General features: G+C 37.4%; 13 protein-coding genes. 11 read left to right on the top strand and 2 right to left on the bottom strand.

Features of this window, described 5'->3' with window-relative positions:
• Positions 1-59 precede the first annotated feature (59 nt).
• From AC4MRQ_RS06240 to AC4MRQ_RS06205, 8 genes are all read left to right on the top strand, one after another.
• Complete coding sequence (locus AC4MRQ_RS06240) at positions 60-2,423, top strand: TonB-dependent receptor (RefSeq protein ID WP_491196796.1); 2,364 nt, start codon at positions 60-62, stop codon at positions 2,421-2,423.
• 24 nt (positions 2,424-2,447) lie between these two features.
• Positions 2,448-3,239, top strand: coding sequence for a DUF4249 family protein (locus AC4MRQ_RS06235; RefSeq protein ID WP_491196795.1), 792 nt, complete (start codon positions 2,448-2,450; stop codon positions 3,237-3,239).
• Between the two features lie 400 nt (positions 3,240-3,639).
• Positions 3,640-4,257, top strand: a complete 618-nt coding sequence (locus tag AC4MRQ_RS06230; RefSeq protein ID WP_491196794.1) for an RNA polymerase sigma factor — start codon at positions 3,640-3,642, stop codon at positions 4,255-4,257.
• 576 nt (positions 4,258-4,833) lie between these two features.
• Positions 4,834-5,994: a FecR domain-containing protein gene (locus tag AC4MRQ_RS06225; protein WP_491196793.1), complete on the top strand. Its 1,161-nt coding sequence runs from the start codon at positions 4,834-4,836 to the stop codon at positions 5,992-5,994.
• A 136-nt stretch (positions 5,995-6,130) separates the two neighbouring features.
• The gene (locus AC4MRQ_RS06220; RefSeq protein ID WP_491196792.1) at positions 6,131-9,541 is read left to right on the top strand and encodes a SusC/RagA family TonB-linked outer membrane protein; all 3,411 of its coding nucleotides are present in this window, start codon (positions 6,131-6,133) and stop codon (positions 9,539-9,541) included.
• A gap of 17 nt (positions 9,542-9,558) precedes the next feature.
• Positions 9,559-10,959, top strand: coding sequence for a RagB/SusD family nutrient uptake outer membrane protein (locus AC4MRQ_RS06215; RefSeq protein ID WP_491196791.1), 1,401 nt, complete (start codon positions 9,559-9,561; stop codon positions 10,957-10,959).
• A gap of 313 nt (positions 10,960-11,272) precedes the next feature.
• Positions 11,273-12,400 (top strand): redoxin domain-containing protein, encoded by a 1,128-nt coding sequence (locus AC4MRQ_RS06210; RefSeq protein ID WP_491196790.1) that lies wholly within the window; start codon positions 11,273-11,275, stop codon positions 12,398-12,400.
• Positions 12,401-12,407: 7 nt separating this feature from the next.
• The gene (locus AC4MRQ_RS06205; protein ID WP_491196789.1) at positions 12,408-13,538 is read left to right on the top strand and encodes a redoxin domain-containing protein; all 1,131 of its coding nucleotides are present in this window, start codon (positions 12,408-12,410) and stop codon (positions 13,536-13,538) included.
• Positions 13,539-13,882: 344 nt separating this feature from the next.
• On the opposite strand, the gene AC4MRQ_RS06200 is transcribed toward AC4MRQ_RS06205, so the two are convergent.
• Entirely contained in the window at positions 13,883-14,584 is a 702-nt protein-coding gene (locus tag AC4MRQ_RS06200) for a DNA-binding domain-containing protein (RefSeq protein WP_491196788.1), read from the bottom strand.
• 112 nt (positions 14,585-14,696) lie between these two features.
• Positions 14,697-14,837, bottom strand: a complete 141-nt coding sequence (locus AC4MRQ_RS06195) for a hypothetical protein (protein WP_491196787.1) — start codon at positions 14,835-14,837, stop codon at positions 14,697-14,699.
• Between the two features lie 174 nt (positions 14,838-15,011).
• Between AC4MRQ_RS06195 and AC4MRQ_RS06190 the strand changes: the two genes are divergently transcribed.
• The 3 genes from AC4MRQ_RS06190 to AC4MRQ_RS06180 all read left to right on the top strand — a co-directional run bounded on the left by AC4MRQ_RS06190 (position 15,012) and on the right by AC4MRQ_RS06180 (position 17,441).
• Positions 15,012-15,203 (top strand): hypothetical protein, encoded by a 192-nt coding sequence (locus tag AC4MRQ_RS06190; RefSeq protein WP_491196786.1) that lies wholly within the window; start codon positions 15,012-15,014, stop codon positions 15,201-15,203.
• Between the two features lie 41 nt (positions 15,204-15,244).
• Positions 15,245-15,769: an RNA polymerase sigma factor gene (locus AC4MRQ_RS06185; protein ID WP_491196785.1), complete on the top strand. Its 525-nt coding sequence runs from the start codon at positions 15,245-15,247 to the stop codon at positions 15,767-15,769.
• Between the two features lie 514 nt (positions 15,770-16,283).
• Positions 16,284-17,441, top strand: coding sequence for a FecR family protein (locus AC4MRQ_RS06180; protein ID WP_491196784.1), 1,158 nt, complete (start codon positions 16,284-16,286; stop codon positions 17,439-17,441).
• The last annotated feature ends 36 nt before the right edge of the window (positions 17,442-17,477 follow it).

Here is a 17,477-nt window from a genome sequence, read left to right as displayed (position 1 = left end):
TGAACAGGCCTGATAGATCTCCGGCTATCAGGCCATTTTCTAAATCTATGTTAACAGCTATGAAATTAAGATTACAGTTTATTTTATTGATAATCTGCATTCCGACATTAATTGCTGCTCAGCGAACCCTTAGCGGAATTGTTAAAGAAAAAAGCAGTGGAGAATCCTTGCCATATGCATCAGTGCAGATCAAAGAATCACAATTGGGAACAACCACCAACCAGGATGGTTATTTTACTTTGCAAAATGTATCAGATGGAGATGTCACCCTGGTTATTCGTTATATCGGATATAACCCTCTGGAAGTTGAGATTGATAAAGGTATCGGGTTTATTACAGTTGAATTAAGTAATAACAGTCAGAGTTTAACCGAAGTGCTTGTAAGCGCTGAATCGAAAGCAATGATGAAGGCGGCCGAAAATATTAGTCAGATTTCCATTTCGCCTAAAAATATTTCAGCACTGCCTGGTATTGGAGAAAAAGATATCTTCCGATCAATGCAATTGTTGCCGGGTGTCAGCGGAAGCAATGAGTCATCATCAGGTTTATATGTGAGAGGAGGAACACCCGATCAGAACCTGGTATTATTCGATGATTTTACGGTTTACCATGTAGATCATTTCTATGGGTTTTTCAGTGCGTTTAATTCCAATGCCATTAAAGATGTTCAGCTTTATAAAGGCGGTTATGAAGCCAGGTTTGGCGGTCGTACTTCCAGTGTGGTTGAATTAACAGGTAAAACAGGTAATGAAAACACATTAAAAGGAGGACTTAGCCTGGGCTCTATCAGTGCCAATGCTTACACTGAAATTCCATTATGGAGCAAAGGAAGTCTGTTACTGGCATATCGTCGCTCCTTAACGGATGTAATTAAAACCAGTCTGTACAACGATATATTTGACTTAAATGGTAAAACCACAGCGGCTGAACGTCTGGAAGACGCCGGCTTGTCAAAATATGTGAATGAACCTGAATTTCAATTTTACGACCTGAACACCAAGCTAACTCTTAAACCAGGTGATAAAGATGTACTGTCTGTCTCTTTTTATAACGGAGAGGATAACTTAGATAATTCGCGTTTGAACGAAAACAGTAATTCGCAGTACTCCTTTAACTTTCTGAATGATATTAATGATTTAACCAACTGGGGGAATACAGGTATCAGCGTTCGTTGGGGAAGACAATGGAACCCACGTCTTCACTCCAAATTGGTGGCTTCTTACTCTGATTATTTCAGTAATCGTAATCGTTATTCTAACTCTGAAATTACTAAAGAGGATGGCGAGGTTATAACAAAGCATATTGGTTCAAAAGAAGATAATAATGTACTTGACTACACCTTGAAAAACGATTATCAGTACTCGCTAAATGAATCCCATTTGCTGGATTTTGGTCTTCAGCTGACAATGAATGATATCCATTACTTATACCGTTTAAATGATTCCATTGATATTGTTAACCGGATGGATGATGGAGTAATAGCATCTTTCTACATTCAGGATAAATACAAGATACAATCGAACTTATCTTTAACGGGAGGAATACGTGCCAGTTATTACGATAATACGGATAAGCTATATCTTGAACCGCGATTGCAATTGCAATATCAACCTGCAGACAGGTGGACATTACGTGCTGCTTATGGACTTTATCATCAATTTACCAAACGGGTGATCCGCGAAGATGTTATGCAGGGTAGCCGCGACTTTTGGGTAATGACGGATGATGACTTAATCCCTGTAGAAAGTGCAAGGCATTACATCATCGGATCTTCTTTTGAAACAAAAGATTGGCTGCTGAGTGCGGAAGCCTATTATAAGCAATTGAAGGGCTTGTCGGAATATGCACCTCGCATCACAACTTCGGAAGATGAAGAGACTCAGCCTTTCTTTGAAGGGACCGGAAACGTGAAGGGTCTGGAATTATTAGTTCAGCGTAAGTTTGGCGATTTCACCGGATGGGTATCCTATACCTTGTCACAGATAGCTAATTCTTTCCCTGATATCAGTGAGAGTGATTATCCGGCATCGCATGATACGCCACATGAGCTTAAATTGGTCGGTTCTTATAACATAGGTAAATTCACTTTTGCGGGCACATGGGTGTATGCAAGCGGAAAACCCTATACAAAGCCAATTGGTGCTTATACTTTAACCATGTTGGATGGCTCGGTAATCGACTATGTAGCTGTAGGTCATAAAAATGGCTCACGTCTGCCCGCCTATCACCGTCTCGATTTAAGTGGTAATTATACGTTCCATCTCGGTAAACTTAATTGCGAACTGGGATTGTCTTTGTTCAATCTATATAACAGAAGAAACGTGTGGTATAAAGAGTTTGAGAAGGTTGATGATGCTTTTATAGAAACGGATGTCAACTTTATCGGATTTACCCCTAATTTTTTCTTAACAATGAACTTTTAGGATATGATTATAAAAAAGATTGTCATGGCAGGTATCTTTGCCGGATTCATTTGCTCATGTACCGAATTTAATATGGATACCAAAGAATCCTTGCCAGTTGTAGAAGCTTATTTGTATGCCAATAGTCAGGAAATTGAATTAAAAGTTTCCGAGATGATCCCTTTTAGTGAATCGGGAAGTGAACAAGTCGTAGTTGAGGATGCTCAAATTGTTTTGTCTAATGAAACCAACACCTATTCGTTGGTTCATGATGAAACCCGTCCCGGCTATTATATTTCCCCGACACCAATTGAAATGATCAGTGGGAGTATCTTTTCATTGCAAATGGAACATGGAACCGGTGTTGTTATTGGTTCCACTGAGATTCCGGAAATGCCCGTTGGAGTAAAGTTATCGAAGCATGAGGTGAAAATTTCACCCATCAACACTTTATCTGAATTTGAGCAGTTGAGAGATCTTGATTTCGCTGTTCAATGGGATAATCCCGATAACAGTTTTTATTTCGTCACAATTGATAATATCAGTGAATCACCTCAAAGCATTTTCGATTTTGGATCAGAAGTGAATGTAGGTTTTTCATTGATTACAGAACCAACGGTTGAAAATATGAGGTCGTTTAATTTGTACGATATCAACCAGTTTGGAACGTACAGGGTACGGGTATATAAAGTGAACAGTGAGTATGTCGACTTGTATAACAGCAAGCAGCAGGATTCGCGTAACCTCAATGAACCGTTAACCAACCTTGAGAATGCCAATGGAATATTTACAGCCTTTAGTTACGATGAAGTAACTTTTAAAATAATAAAGGATTAAGAGCTATTATCGGATTGCTTCAAATAGTTGTAAGCTAGGTTAATATCGAAGTTTAATTTAAAGGTATTATCTGTAACGAAGAGATTTCAGGAGGCTTTTGCCCCTCGGCCTCCTGTAAAGTAGCTTTTGTTGAAGAGAAGGCATTAGGGAGACCGGGAAGTTCCAAACTTGCTTTGGAAATCACCCGGCCGAACTTATGACTGAGCTGAATAAGAAAGGTATTTTACAGGCAGCCTAGACTTTTTTGCTTCCTTTTTTGTAGCAATGACAAAAAGTAAGTCGGATTTGGGCGAAGCGCCAAATAAGCAATATATGTTTTGGACAGGATTACCTAATAATTAATGCACCTTATTAAGTAGGTTAGTATACCCAGACCTTAAAGGTTTGAATAACCTGAGTTATGACCAGAATCAACCTGTTCATATTTTCAACTTATCTTCATTTTACTACTTTTGCTTTTCAGATGATGGATGATAAGGACATACTATCTCAATTTTCTTCTAATGACAAGCAGGCCCTGGAACAGTTATTCTCCAAATATTACAGGGCTTTAAGTATTTATGCCCTTAAGTTTATCGATGATGTGCAGGCCGCAGAGGATTTAGTACAAGAGTTTTTTGTTCGGTTTTGGGAGGAGAAGAAATACTTACACGTGAAAGGTTCACTTAAAAATTATTTGTTTACATCAATCCGTAATCGCTCATTTAACTACCTCGAAAGCTTTCATCATGCTAAAAAAGATTACATCGACAACCTGAAAGAAGTATTTACTTTTGAACAATTCACAGATGACGAGTTGGCCGAAAAAAAGGAAAAACTAAATAAGGAAATTTCGGAACTACCTGAAAAAATGCAGGAAGTATTAAAGATGATTGTCTTTGAAAATAAAAAATACAAGGAAGTAGCCGAAGAATTGGATGTATCGCTCAACACCGTTAAAACACAATATTCTAGAGCACTGAAGAAGCTGCGTTCGTCGTTGGATATTATTGTTTTGATTTTAGTCAGTAGTTCGTAGTCAGTGGTCAGAAGAGGGTTTAGAGTTGTGTCGTTAGTTTAGAGTTTAGGGTTCTGAGTTTAGAGTTTGTCAAGTGTCGAGGCCAGAGTGCGGTATAGCTGTTCACCTGTTTACCGGCTTAGCCGGTGCTGGAATATTTGTATACGGATCGAATCTTTACTTACATTATCGAAATAAGATTCGATCCATAAGTAGCATTTATATTGATACTACCTCAGACATAAGAGAGAGGTTGCGATAGAAGCTGGGGACTGGGGACCGAGAACAGTATATGGGCAAATCGTCAAATCAACGAATTCTCAAATCAACATTAAACCTTATAAACTTTCCAATTCCATACCACGACAGTTCAACCTTTCAACCCTCAACACGGAGCACTAAACTTTTAAACTCTCATCCTTCAACTTTACAAATTCACACCCCAACAACTCCTCAACTTTAAACTCTAAACCCAGAACTCATTAAACTTTTTTACTAGCCCTTGTCACTCATTTTTATTTTAGCCCTGTCCTCAAAAGTACAAAGCGCAGAAAACAACATTGTTTTGTAACTTAATTGCTGATTATTAAGAGTCATATGGGCATTGAAAAAAAAGGTAATAAAAGACATTTATTAAGTAAATACTGTGATGGTCAACTTAATGAACATGAGCTAAAGGTTATTCAACGCTGGATGGCTCTTAGGCCGGAAAATAAGGAAACAGCACAGCAACTTCTTAAATTGTACCGTCATTCAAAAGCTGCGGAAGCATACGATTCTATTTCACACGAGAGAGCATTCGACAAAGTTTTATTGAGAATCAACAAAATAAAAAGGCGTAAGCGCCTGTTACTTCTTGGTAATATTGCGGCTGTTTTATTAGTTGTTTTAAGTGTAGCGGGTGTCATGATGTGGTTAGTCGGAGATGTTGATCAAGAGCGGCAGGTTGTGGCTGAGCAACAACTTCAACCAGGAAGTTCCAAAGCCACGTTAATACTGGGTGATGGACAACAATTGGCTTTAGATGAATTCAAAGATTCTGTTATTACATCAATGCGAGGAACTCAAATACAGGTTGGTGATCAACAGCTGGATTATCAAAGTACACAGGCTCGAAAGGAAGAAGTCAACATTATTAAAACGCCACGGGGAGGAGAGTATAATCTTTTATTGGCTGATGGTACAAGAGTGTGGTTAAATGCTGAATCAGAATTGAAGTATCCTGTGACTTTCACAAGCGAAAAACGTGAAATTACATTAAGTGGAGAAGCCTACCTGGAAGTGGCACATAATCCTGACAAACCTTTTATCGTACATACCACCAGAGGAGCCGTTGAGGTGCTTGGTACTTCCTTTAATATTAAAGATTACAGCGATGAGAAAGAGATGGCAACCACCCTTATTGAGGGTAAAGTACGCCTGTCTTCTAAAAACGGGCAACAAGCTATCTTATCTCCTTCTATGCAAGGGATTGTTAGCGCTGATAATAAAATCGATTTACAGGAAGTGGATGTTAATCTTTATACTTCCTGGAAAGATGGATTATTTGCATTCCGTAATCAGACTTTAGGACAAATAATACTGGATTTATCGCGCTGGTACGATTTTCAATTTTGGTTCGAAAACAATCAATTAAAAGACATTCGTTTTACAGGAGAGATAGAACGTTACGATAATCCTTTACCTTTATTAGAAGTTTTGGAAAAAACACATGAAGTTGAGTTTGAATATAACGAAGGAATCCTATTAATTAAATAATAAAGAAGTGGGGGCGGTCGGCCAACTTTCCCCACTCCAACAGTTAAAACACAAGTTTAACCGTTAACATTTCAAAAGTATGAAAAAAATGAACACGTTGTCCCGCATTTGTGGGATAAGAAAACTGTTATTGATTATGAAAATAACAACACTATTTCTGTTTATTGTTCTGATGCAAGTGTCGGCCATCGGCTATGCCCAGAAAAAACAGGTGAGTCTGAACCTGAAGAACGTTAGCATCGAGCAGTTAATAGATGCTATTAAAAAAGAAAGTGGTTATAAATTTGTTTACCGGGCCGATTTATTCGAAGATGAAGATGCATTTGACTTGAAGGTAAACAATAAAGCAGTAGATGAGATTTTAAATGAGGTACTGATCAATAATGGCTTTGAGTATGAGATGGTTGATGATATGATCATTGTCCGTAAAGCTCCTGAAGTCATAACTATACCTGAACAACAGGAAGAAAAGAAAATAACAATAACCGGTACAATAAAGGATGAAAAGGGAGAGCCACTACCTTTTGCAGCCATATGCTTGAAAGGCACTACTTCTGGTTGTGTGTCTGCCGTTGATGGTACTTATAATATAGAAATACCAGCTAATGATGAGGATGTGGTACTTGTGATATCAAGCTTAGGTTTTAAAACGCAACAAATAAATGTAGCAGGAAGAACTATAGTTGATATAACCATGCAGCCGGACATGATGGGATTGGATGAAGTAGTTGTAACTGGTTACCAAACACTGAGTAGGGAAAGGTCAGCCGGATCGTTTGCCAAAGTAGGTATATTACCGATCGTAAAAAGAAATAACTTAAATATTGTTGAAACCATTAAAGGAACTGTTCCAGGTGTACAGGTCGACGATAATGGTGAAATAGTGATTCGCGGTAAAAGTACTATTAACGCCAATTCAAAGCCTTTAATAGTTGTTAATGGTTTTCCAACTGACCGTGAGCTTTCAGATATTGATGTTAATAATATAGCTAGCATCACCTTTCTTAAGGATGCATCGGCAGCATCTATTTGGGGTGTGAGAGCTGCTAATGGAGTAATTGTTGTTGAAACATTAAGGGGCGGTATCCCGGAAAAAATTGTAAAGGTTGATTTTAATTCAGGTATAGTTGTTACCGGAACACCTGATTTGAATGATCTGCCTTATGCAAATAGTGCTTCATTAATAGAATATGAGCAACATTTAATTGACAATAACTTGATATTTCAAGGTGGTGGTTTACCTGTTGCTATATCGCAATATTCTCAATCAGTACTAGATGATCCAAGTATTGCAGATGAACTTGCACAACGCTTATCCAAAATCAATAGCTATAATCAGTTTGAAGATTTATTTATGCGGCCTGCAGTTAAGCAGAATTATAATCTTTCGCTCAGGAGTGGTGGTACACGATCTCAACAAAGATTTTCAGTATCATATGAGAATTCACGTGATCATTTTGTGGGTAAGGAAAATAAACGTTATGATATTGATTTTTATCAAAACTATCAGTATAATGACAAGCTTTCCTTTAATGTTGGTATCAATTATGCGCATAGAGAAAATGAAGCAAATGGCTTGACATACACTCATTTAAGGTCCTTACCCCGTTACCAGGAAATTTTGAATGAAGATGGTGAACAAGTGCCAATGCCTTATACGTATGCACAAAGTGTTAAGGATGATTTTGAAGCGAAGGGATACCCATACAATTGGGATTACAATTTACAACGTGAGCAACAAAATTTAGATAATACTCAGATATCCAGAAGGGTTACAGTAAATACTAATATAAAGTATGAAATCACTAATGATTTGAGTTTAAACCTGGGATATAACTTTGAGCGTAACGCAATTAAAGACCATGTTTTTAATAATGAAGACTCCTACTATGTTCGTAACTATGTAAATTCATCAACTAAAGAAGATTTTATGGGGCTTTCCAGCGCAGTGCCAGAAGGTGGTATATTAAATACTCAGGATATTGAGTACAAGGCTTATACGTATCGTGGAACTGCAACCTACAACAAGCAATTGAATGAAAAAAACTATTTAGCTGTTTTTGGTGGTGTGGAAGTTCGTGAAACAGAAAACTCTTCAATACACAATAAAAAGTATGGTTACGATGAGAGAACCTTACAGGAGAAAGAAGTGGATTTTGTAAGTTATCACCCATTTGTTGATGGTTTTTACCAAAAAGTCATACCTGCACCAGCTTCTTCCTACGTATTAGACAGATTCGTTTCTTATTTCGGAAATTTTGGTTACACCTATAACGATAAGTATACAATCAATGGTAGTGCTCGATTAGATAAAACAAATCTGTTTGGTAAAAGTGATAAGTATAATAATGTTTGGTTGTGGTCAGTAGGCGGTAGTTGGCAGTTACATAAAGAAGCATTTATGGAAAATGCCGGTTTCGACAATTTTAATTTGAAACTAAGTTATGGCTTTAATGGTAATGTTGATACTTCCACAAGTCCACATTTAGTTGCAACTATTGACAAGAATTTTTTTAATGGTCTGACATACGCTGCAATAACTAACCCAGCTAATCCTTTGCTTCGCTGGGAAAAAACCCGTGTTGTCAATTTAGGTGCTGACATTGCGTTTTTTAACAACAGGGTATCAACAACTTTAAATGTATACCATAAAAAGAGTACGGACTTGTTAGGTAATGCTTCAACAAATGGTACTTATGGTTTCGAGTCCGCATTTTTAAATTATGGCTCGATGGAAAACAAGGGTATAGATATCAGTATCGCCGCACAAGTTTTAAACGGAAAATTCGGTTGGCTTAGTTCGTTAACATACAGTCATAATAAAAATGAAGTAACAGACGTTGAATTACCACAAAATACAGCAATATCCTATTTAACAGGGGTGCCAATAGTAGGTCAGCCACTCGATCATTTACATGCCTACCGTTGGGCGAATCTATCAAGTACAGGTGCGCCACAGGTTTACAATGAAAATAATGAAGTAGTTGATCATACAGTACATGTTGAAAGCAGCGATGCTGTAAAGTATATGGGCACTACAACGCCCGTGCATTTTGGTGGTTTTACAAATGAGTTTACTTATGGCGATATTGGTTTAATTGTGAATGTGACCTATGATTTAGGGCATAAATTTCGAGTGCCGACAATAAACTATTACACCTCCATAGGTAACCCCGAAGCTTTTATTCACAAGGATTGGGATAAGAGATGGCAAAAACCAAATGACGAAAACACCACAGATGTGGCAGCAGCGCCAACCGCAAAGGAGAATTTATACACCTATAATCAGTACATGGAATATGGAGACCATAACGTACAATCTGCATCGCGCATTAGTTTGGATGAAATTGTAGTTTATTATATGGTACCTGCAAAAGTTCTTAGCAAGATCTTTGTAAGAGATTTAATGATTAGTTTCAAAGCACGTAATATTGCCAGATATCATTTTAATGATGCAGGCTTAGACCCAAGTTTTTTATCGGATTATGGTCGAATTTCTCCAGTTCAGAAACCAGAGTATCAATTTTCACTTAAGGCTACATTTTAATGTTAAAAGTAATAATGATGAAAAAAATAGTATATATACTTATGATGTCACTGATGGTTTTATCATCATGCGACGACTACCTTGATGTGATTCCAAAAGGTAAAGTGATTCCTGAGACTTTAGAGGATTACCGTTTGTTGTTGGATCAAACACACTATTATGATGGTACAGAGGGGCTGGCGTATTCTTATGGTTTTGATGTATTTTACAGCAATGATCTGGTCGTCACAGAAAATGCTCTGAATGCATATACTAGGCCTGCTATCCAAAATGCAATAATGTTTAAGGAGCATTTTTACATGGATGATGAAGTAGATGGCAACTGGTACACATGCTACCACCACATTTACAAGGCTAATGTTGTGATTCAACAGGTAATGGACGCGACAACAGGATCGGAAGCAGAAAAAGCGGCATTATTAGGTGAGGGATATGTTCACAGAGCTTTTGCATATTGGGCTTTAGTTAATCTTTATGCGAAGCATTATGATGCAGCTACAGCTGGCACAGATTTGGGTGTTCCGTTACGGATGCAATTAGATTTTGAGGAAAACTTAACACGAGCATCCGTACAGGAAGTTTATGATCAAATTAAATCGGATTTATTAAATGCCGTGGATAAGATGGATGCTGGCCCGACTCCGGAGCTTAATCATAGGCCAAATAATGCTGCTGCTTACGGCCTTTTAGCTCGTGTAGCTTTGTATCAAAAAGATTTAGATAATGCCATTAAGTACGCAGAAGAAGCATTGACAAATTATAGCGTAATGCTCGATTTTAACACCTTACAACCATCGTGGTGGGCCCCGGGTTACTTACAATTGCCAATGAATCAATCAAATCCCGAAATGACTTTGTTAAAACTTTCACACAATGCTGCTAGTACCATATATGTTAGTGAGGAGTTAAGAGATATGATGGATCCAGTTGATGATTTAAGGTCTTTGGCCTATTTATTTCCTGATGATGTTTTCTATCCGGGATCTCCTGATTTTCTTTCAGCCAAATTTATTGGAAATACTTCAAATAATGGCACAAGTACTGCAGAATTGTATTTAATACAAGCAGAGGCTTATGCACGGGAAGGCGGTGTTGAAAATCGCGAAAAAGCAATGCAAAGTATAAATAAAATACGCGAAATGCGCTTCAAGACGGGGTCTGCTTATGAGCTTACAGCTGACAACGATCAACAAGCATTAGCATTGGTAAAAGCGGAACGTCGCATTGAGTTACAATTTAATGGTCAGCGTTTATTTGACATTAAGCGTTACAGATTGTGGGACAATGAGCAGTTCAGTTTAACAAATACAATAAATGGCGAAGATTATGTATTGGATGATGACAGCCCTCGTTGGGTTTTCCCAATTGCTCGTAAATATATTAATCAAAACCCTGAAATTGAGCAGAATAAACGATAATAAATCAACAGAGGTCAGCAGTTGAATACCTATACGAAATAGTCTGGCTTAGTTGAATCATTATAATTCCAAGAGTCGTGCCTCGGGGACAGCCATCTCTTCTGAAATTCTGGGAGATGGCTGATTTTATCAGTCAGAGCTTAATAAAAAAAACTGGATTTTCTGCGATAGCAGAAACAAAGTTGCCGAAATACTCTGCATGCTTGCCTCAGAGAAAAGAATAAGAGCCCATCCGGCTAGAGGATTACGTAATAGGAAATGATTTTAGATAAACGAGTAGGTATTTACTGACCTCGATAAATTAATTAATAAAATGAGAAAGATTTTAATGATTTTTATGACCGCACTGCTTGCATCTTGCAGCGCTGGTCAACAGTACAGCTTAACAGGACACATAAAAGGATTAAAGGACGACAAGGCAGTATTATTAAGAAATGGTGTAGCCATTTCCGATACTGTTCCGGTAGTAAATGGTAATGTTAATATTGGGTTTGATAGTATTCAATCTGATTTATATCGGCTTAAGTTGATAGACTGTAAAAGTTTTGTGATGTTGCCATTGGATAACAATAATGTGACTTTTTACGCTGATGCAAAAAAGACAATAAACAGACATATTGATCATGTTATTACTGCAGGTTCTGACTATGATAAATTGTATTATGAATTCAATTTTATATACCGAGACAAGGTTATAAGTCAATTGCCTAAAGAAGATCAGGAGGTGTATCATAAATATATTGCTGGCACGGAACAAAAACCAGACCCTGAAATCCGTAAGATCAAGGGACAAGCTTTCTTCGAAAAATATCCTAATCAGGCGAATGAAGTTAAAAAGTTTCGCTTTGATTTTATGGCAGATAATGCTGATAATTATGTAGTGCCCTACCTTCTAAATGCAATGATAGTATCTTCATCTAAGGATGATATAGAAGGAGTAATTGCTGTGATGCCAGAGGAGATCAAGAATATTGAACTTATGAAACAGGTGTATAGGAGACTGAAGCTTAAAGGCGATCTAGACGTAAACTCTATGGCGCCCGATTTTACGCTTCAAGATGAACATGGCAAAGAAATATCACTAAGTGATTATAAAGGTAAATATGTGGTGCTTGATTTTTGGGCTAGCTGGTGTAACCCTTGTCGCGCTTCCGTTCCGGTTTTGAAGGATTTTTATAGTAGATACAAACAGCACGACGTTGAAATATTGAGTATATCAATAGATAGCAATAGGAGTTCTTGGTTGAAGGCCAACGAAGAGGAAAATTTTCCTTGGGAAAGCGTTCTTGATGTAAAGAAAAACAAGAAAAGCGTTGCAAGAACCTATGGTGTCACGGCTATTCCTAAAATCGTTATCGTTAATCCGGAAGGCGTAATATGTGCCATTGAAATGGGAGTTGGAACTACAGAGGGAATTATAAAGAAATTAATTAAAAAGTAATAGAAAGATGAGATATTTAATCATAGCGTTAATGCTATTGACTACAATGGTCAATGCGCAGAATGAAGTGAATATAACCGGAAAAATCTTAGGAATAGATACCGATAAAGCTGTTTTGTTACATTTCGGAAATGCTATCAGTGACACGGTGCCGGTTGTAGGTGGTAACTATAGTCTAAGCGCTAAGGACATAGTTGTTGATAGTTATGTGGTCGAATTTATAGAGACTGGGATTTACTTACCATTGGTATTAGAACCTTGCAACATGGAAGTGATAGCTAGCAAATATCAAATAGATGGTAATTATATTAATAAATCCATTATTACTGGTTCAAAACTCCATGATGTTCTTGCTGAGTTAAGATTCGTGTATCGAAAAGGATTCGAAAAGATTCCTGATGATGAGATCGAACATTACCATAAGATGATGGCAATACAGGCCAAAAGGGGTTTGACTGATGAAGAAAAGGATTTTTATGAACCTTGGAGAGAAAAGTATATTCCTATCTTGCTGGAAGAGTATGCAAAATCAGCATTTGCTTTAATGAAGAAACATGCTGACGAACCGGTAATCATGTTATTGCTAAATGAAGTTGCTGGTTATCTATCTCCTGCACAGTTAAAAGAGGTCGTTAATTTAATTCCTGATGAAATAATGGCCGACAGACATATGGTAGATTATCGACATATGAAAAGTGATAATGGTGATAAAAATGCAAATGCATATGACTTTACCCTGGAAGATTTAAATGGTAATATGCATTCTTTGAGTGATTTTAAAGGCAAATATGTTCTTCTCGATTTCTGGGCAAGCTGGTGTGGTCCATGTAAAGAAGCTATGCCACACACTGCTCACTTACATGAAAAATATAAGGACAAAGGCTTGCAAGTTATCAATATTAATCTCGACGTAAGTGAGGAAAATTGGAGAGACGATTCAAAAGATTTAAAAATAACCTGGTTAAATTTGCATGCTCGTAAAGATAAAGATGGTTCAAATAAAGTAGCCAATCGCTACCTTATTACAGCCTTACCGACGGTAGTTTTTATTGACCCTGAAGGAAATATAATTTTTCAAGGTGCAGGTGTTGAAGGTGAAGATTTAAATAAGTTGCTGAAGGAGCATTTGGGAGAATAATTTATTGACAAACAAAGCGCAGTAAAGTAAATAACTCTTGCTAATAGACAATTTGTTAGTTTTGAATTAATTAAGGGTTTGTAGATACATAGTAAGACACATTCAAGCCTCACTCTTCGGAGTGGGGCTTTTTTATCAAAAGGAACTGGAATATGCTACTCAAACACACTGAGCAGTACTTCTCAGATAACACTTCAGGTACTACTCAGGTAGTAGTTGAGGTAGTGGTCAGATTGCTGTTGAGGTAGTACTCAGGCAGTAGTTGAGGTAGTGCTCAAAGTATTTGAGCAAAACAAGGGCTGACAATGGTTAGTTGCCAGCCCATATGTTACTTAACGACTAAGCTAAGAAACACTTGTTAATTCAGATGCTAGACGACCTGTTTTTAGTTTCTTGTGGTTGTACTGTATCGCGCGTACTTCCACTTGAAACGTTCCACTCGTTAATCCTTCAGGCACGAAGAATAAGAGTTCCGAAGGTTTGTTTTTAATCACATTGGCTACTTTTGTTTCAGTACCATCATCGGCAATAAAGAAGATGCCCTGCTGCGGATCTTCCGAGTCAAATTTTAGTAAGGAGCCTTTAATGGAAGCCACCTGACCTGGCGTAAAGTCCTCATTAATGGTATTGCTTTTTAAGTTGATAAACTGTTGCAATACCGGTTGAGGCGAATTGATTTCCACCTTTTTAAGTTCAATGTCAGACACGATACTCTTTAACCGGCTACCTGCATTTAAGTTTAATTTGACAGAATGACGTGCCGGATCAAAGCCATCTTCTTCATCAGTAAACACACCGCTCACACTGGGATAAATCTTGAAGAGTTCCGTAATAACATTGTTACCTTCTTTGATAGCAGCAACAACCGAATACTCAAATTCTTCAATTACCGAAAGAGCTTCGGCTTTGGTAACGGTTGAGCCTTTACCAATGGCACGTTCAACAATCTGTTCAATGTTAATGGTGTCGTTGTCGGTGGTGACTGCCATGCAGTCATTAGGATCATCCGTCAGATGATTAGGTACTAAACCATAGCGTAAAGCCATAATAATAAAATTTAAAATACTATATTGCAAAGCTCCGCAGGCCGTATCTTCCAACTCGGTCGCTCAAAACAGGGAAGGTTGATCACCCGCCGGCGGTTTGCTTTGCAATATTTTAAATTAAAGTAACCGTATTTAGATAATTAAGAACATGACAACCGTCACGCACCTTCAGATGTTTGTTTAATGATGGTATTTGTTTGATAAACATATTGATTTGCCGGATTAATGGTATTCCAGGGATTTTTGTTTTCATCAGATTGTTTAATTGATAAACCACAGTATTAAAAAAATATTTAATCTTGTGTACTCGGGCGTTAGAAATGGTTGTTTGAATTATCTCAGAAACAACAAAATAAAAGGTTCGCATCACGAGGATATTCAGGAATTGTCATCGTCCTGGTATACTGAAAATTATATTATTTAAGAGGTGTATGCGGAACTTTACCAGACCATTAGAATTGCCTCAGAACAAAAAGAGCAACATCCAGAGTACGGTGCTTTTTGTTATCGTCTTGGCTTTTTCTGCAAAAAGACTGGTGATAAAGAAAAGGCATTAGCCAATATCAATACTTACATTAAGCTTGAAGAAGAAAAGGGAAATAAGATCAGATTTTATTAAATGAAAACTTTTATTTTAGTAGCCCTAAAATCAGGTCTGCAATGCGGGAGGATAAGAAACTTTTTACGAAAGATACTTTCAAATACTTATTCGATAAGTATTATTCCCCGTTACGTGCTTATGCCAGTCGTTACATTAATGATAATTCAACCAATGATGATATTGTTCAGGATGTGTTTACCGCATTTTGGAATAAGGCCAAAGAATTTAATAACGAAAAAGCAGTAAAGACATATCTATTTTATTCTGTTCGAAATGCATGTCTGAATTACCTTCGAAAGAATAATCCAACATCCCTTGAGGATAGTTCAATTGAATTGCCAACAGTAGAGGAAGGTATAATTGAAGAAACTGTTTTTATGCGTGTGAAGCAGGCATTGAATGAGCTGTCGGAACAAGAACAATTAGTTATTGAGCGCTGGATGAATGGACTTGGTAATGTTGAGATAGCTGAAGATATTAACGTATCCATCAATACCATTAAAACTGTTAAGAAAAGAGCCTACGCCAAACTACGCGACCAACTTAAAGGCCTGGAGTGGGTGTTAGTGTATTTATTGGGATGACGAAAAGCTAAAGCCAGAGGACGGAAGACCGAAGAGAAGAGAAGAGAAGAGAAGAGAAGGGAGATTTTATAGTGTATTACTGTCTTAGTTTCAATAGCATCCTGATTAATGATATTATTTTTTTAGAAAGTCTTGTTATTCCTTGGCCTCAGCTGGTGAGCCATAAAACAAGGTTGATTGACGCTCAAAAATCGTTTTTGTTTGAGCGCAGCGAGTTTAAACGATTTCAGTCAAAGAACCGTAGTTTTATGAGTGAAGCAGGTGTAGCCTTGATGCTTTTTCCTTAGTTTTTGACATCAAGATCAAAAAGTAAGTTGGGTTTGGGCGAATAGCCCAATGTCATAAAATAATTAGGACAATATTGTCTTAGTTTTATTCAAATATTGACTTAAGCATCTTATAAATCATTCTGATGTCTTATATCTAAAGTCTAAAGAATTATTGAGTAAAAAAATAAACCTTTTTGTCACCCGCTTTTTCATAACTTGTGTTTAAACGAACAAATAGTTGAAAAATGGCAATTGACAGTGATAAAATAGCAGCTTTAATCAGCGATCGTATTCAGGGTAAATTATCTGATGCGAATCAAAATGAATTGGATAGCTGGTTGAGTGAGTCCCATAATAAAGACTTATTTAACAAGCTGATAAAGCGGCACTACCTATTGAATAAAAACGATCAGTATAATCAGTTTGAACAAGAAAAAGCGGATGCCTGGGGCAATATTCAGCAACGCAAGCAAAAACGGATAAACTTAACACGTATTATTCAATATGCCGCAGCAGTATTGATACCCTTGGTAGTGTTTTTTGCTGTTTTTAACTTAAGTGATCAACCGGATGTTAATCAACAGATAGCAGCATACGAAGTTAAGCCGGGCGAACGAAAAGCCGTATTGGTACTATCCAACGGAGAACAGGTGGCTTTGTCTGCCGCGGATACTTCCATTACTATGAGTCAAAGCGGAACCATTATCCGGGTGGATTCTCTTGGAGCAAGGTATAACGATGCAAAAAGTGGCGGCGGAGAATTGCAATTCAATACCATTCAAACCACACGTGGCATGGAATACGACCTGTATCTGGCCGATGGAACGCGGGTTTGGTTAAACTCAGAATCTAGTCTTCGATATCCGGAGAACTTCTCAGGTAATACCCGGGAAGTATATGCCAGCGGTGAAGTTTTTTTAGAAGTGGCAAAAGATAAGGACAAGCCGTTCTTTGTCCATTTTAATAATAAAAAAGTGGAAGTGTTAGGAACCGCATTTAATGTACGAAGCTATGATGATGAAAAAACAGATGTGGTAACACTTGCTGAGGGAAGCATTTCTTTGAATACAGGTAGCGAAAAGCTTATTATGGAACCTAATAAACAGGCAGTAATAGATAATGGTGGTAACATACAAATGAAAGATGTTAAAGCAATGGTGTATGGAGCCTGGCGTAAAGGTAAATTTGTATATGACAAGGCTCCTTTAGAGCAAATTGTAAAAGATATGGCACGATGGTATCAGGTAGATGTATTTTACCAAAATGCCTCTGTTAAAACCAAACGAATTTCCATGTACACTCAACGCAGCAATAATATTGATGAAATATTGGAGATAATAGAAGCAGCTGAAGAGGTGAGCTTTGAGCTTTCAAATAAAAGTTTGGTAGTTCGTTCTAAATAGTAATTGTATCGGAATAAATAATTAGAATTTCCCCCT

The organism is Carboxylicivirga sp., assembly GCF_982718395.1.
The sequence above is the reverse complement of the archived record's forward strand: the minus strand, read 5'-3'. Positions and strand labels throughout refer to the sequence as shown.

What these genes read in the sequence shown, in the direction of transcription:
- AC4MRQ_RS06240 (WP_491196796.1), top strand. Translation starts at nt 60, where the DNA reads ATGAAATTAAGATTACAGTTTATTTTATTGATAATCTGCATTCCGACA.
- AC4MRQ_RS06235 (WP_491196795.1), top strand. Translation starts at nt 2,448, where the DNA reads ATGGCAGGTATCTTTGCCGGATTCATTTGCTCATGTACCGAATTTAAT.
- AC4MRQ_RS06230 (WP_491196794.1), top strand. Translation starts at nt 3,640, where the DNA reads ATGACCAGAATCAACCTGTTCATATTTTCAACTTATCTTCATTTTACT.
- AC4MRQ_RS06225 (WP_491196793.1), top strand. Translation starts at nt 4,834, where the DNA reads ATGGGCATTGAAAAAAAAGGTAATAAAAGACATTTATTAAGTAAATAC.
- AC4MRQ_RS06220 (WP_491196792.1), top strand. Translation starts at nt 6,131, where the DNA reads ATGAAAATAACAACACTATTTCTGTTTATTGTTCTGATGCAAGTGTCG.
- AC4MRQ_RS06215 (WP_491196791.1), top strand. Translation starts at nt 9,559, where the DNA reads ATGAAAAAAATAGTATATATACTTATGATGTCACTGATGGTTTTATCA.
- AC4MRQ_RS06210 (WP_491196790.1), top strand. Translation starts at nt 11,273, where the DNA reads ATGAGAAAGATTTTAATGATTTTTATGACCGCACTGCTTGCATCTTGC.
- AC4MRQ_RS06205 (WP_491196789.1), top strand. Translation starts at nt 12,408, where the DNA reads ATGAGATATTTAATCATAGCGTTAATGCTATTGACTACAATGGTCAAT.
- AC4MRQ_RS06200 (WP_491196788.1), bottom strand. Translation starts at nt 14,584, where the DNA reads ATGGCTTTACGCTATGGTTTAGTACCTAATCATCTGACGGATGATCCT.
- AC4MRQ_RS06195 (WP_491196787.1), bottom strand. Translation starts at nt 14,837, where the DNA reads ATGAAAACAAAAATCCCTGGAATACCATTAATCCGGCAAATCAATATG.
- AC4MRQ_RS06185 (WP_491196785.1), top strand. Translation starts at nt 15,245, where the DNA reads ATGCGGGAGGATAAGAAACTTTTTACGAAAGATACTTTCAAATACTTA.
- AC4MRQ_RS06180 (WP_491196784.1), top strand. Translation starts at nt 16,284, where the DNA reads ATGGCAATTGACAGTGATAAAATAGCAGCTTTAATCAGCGATCGTATT.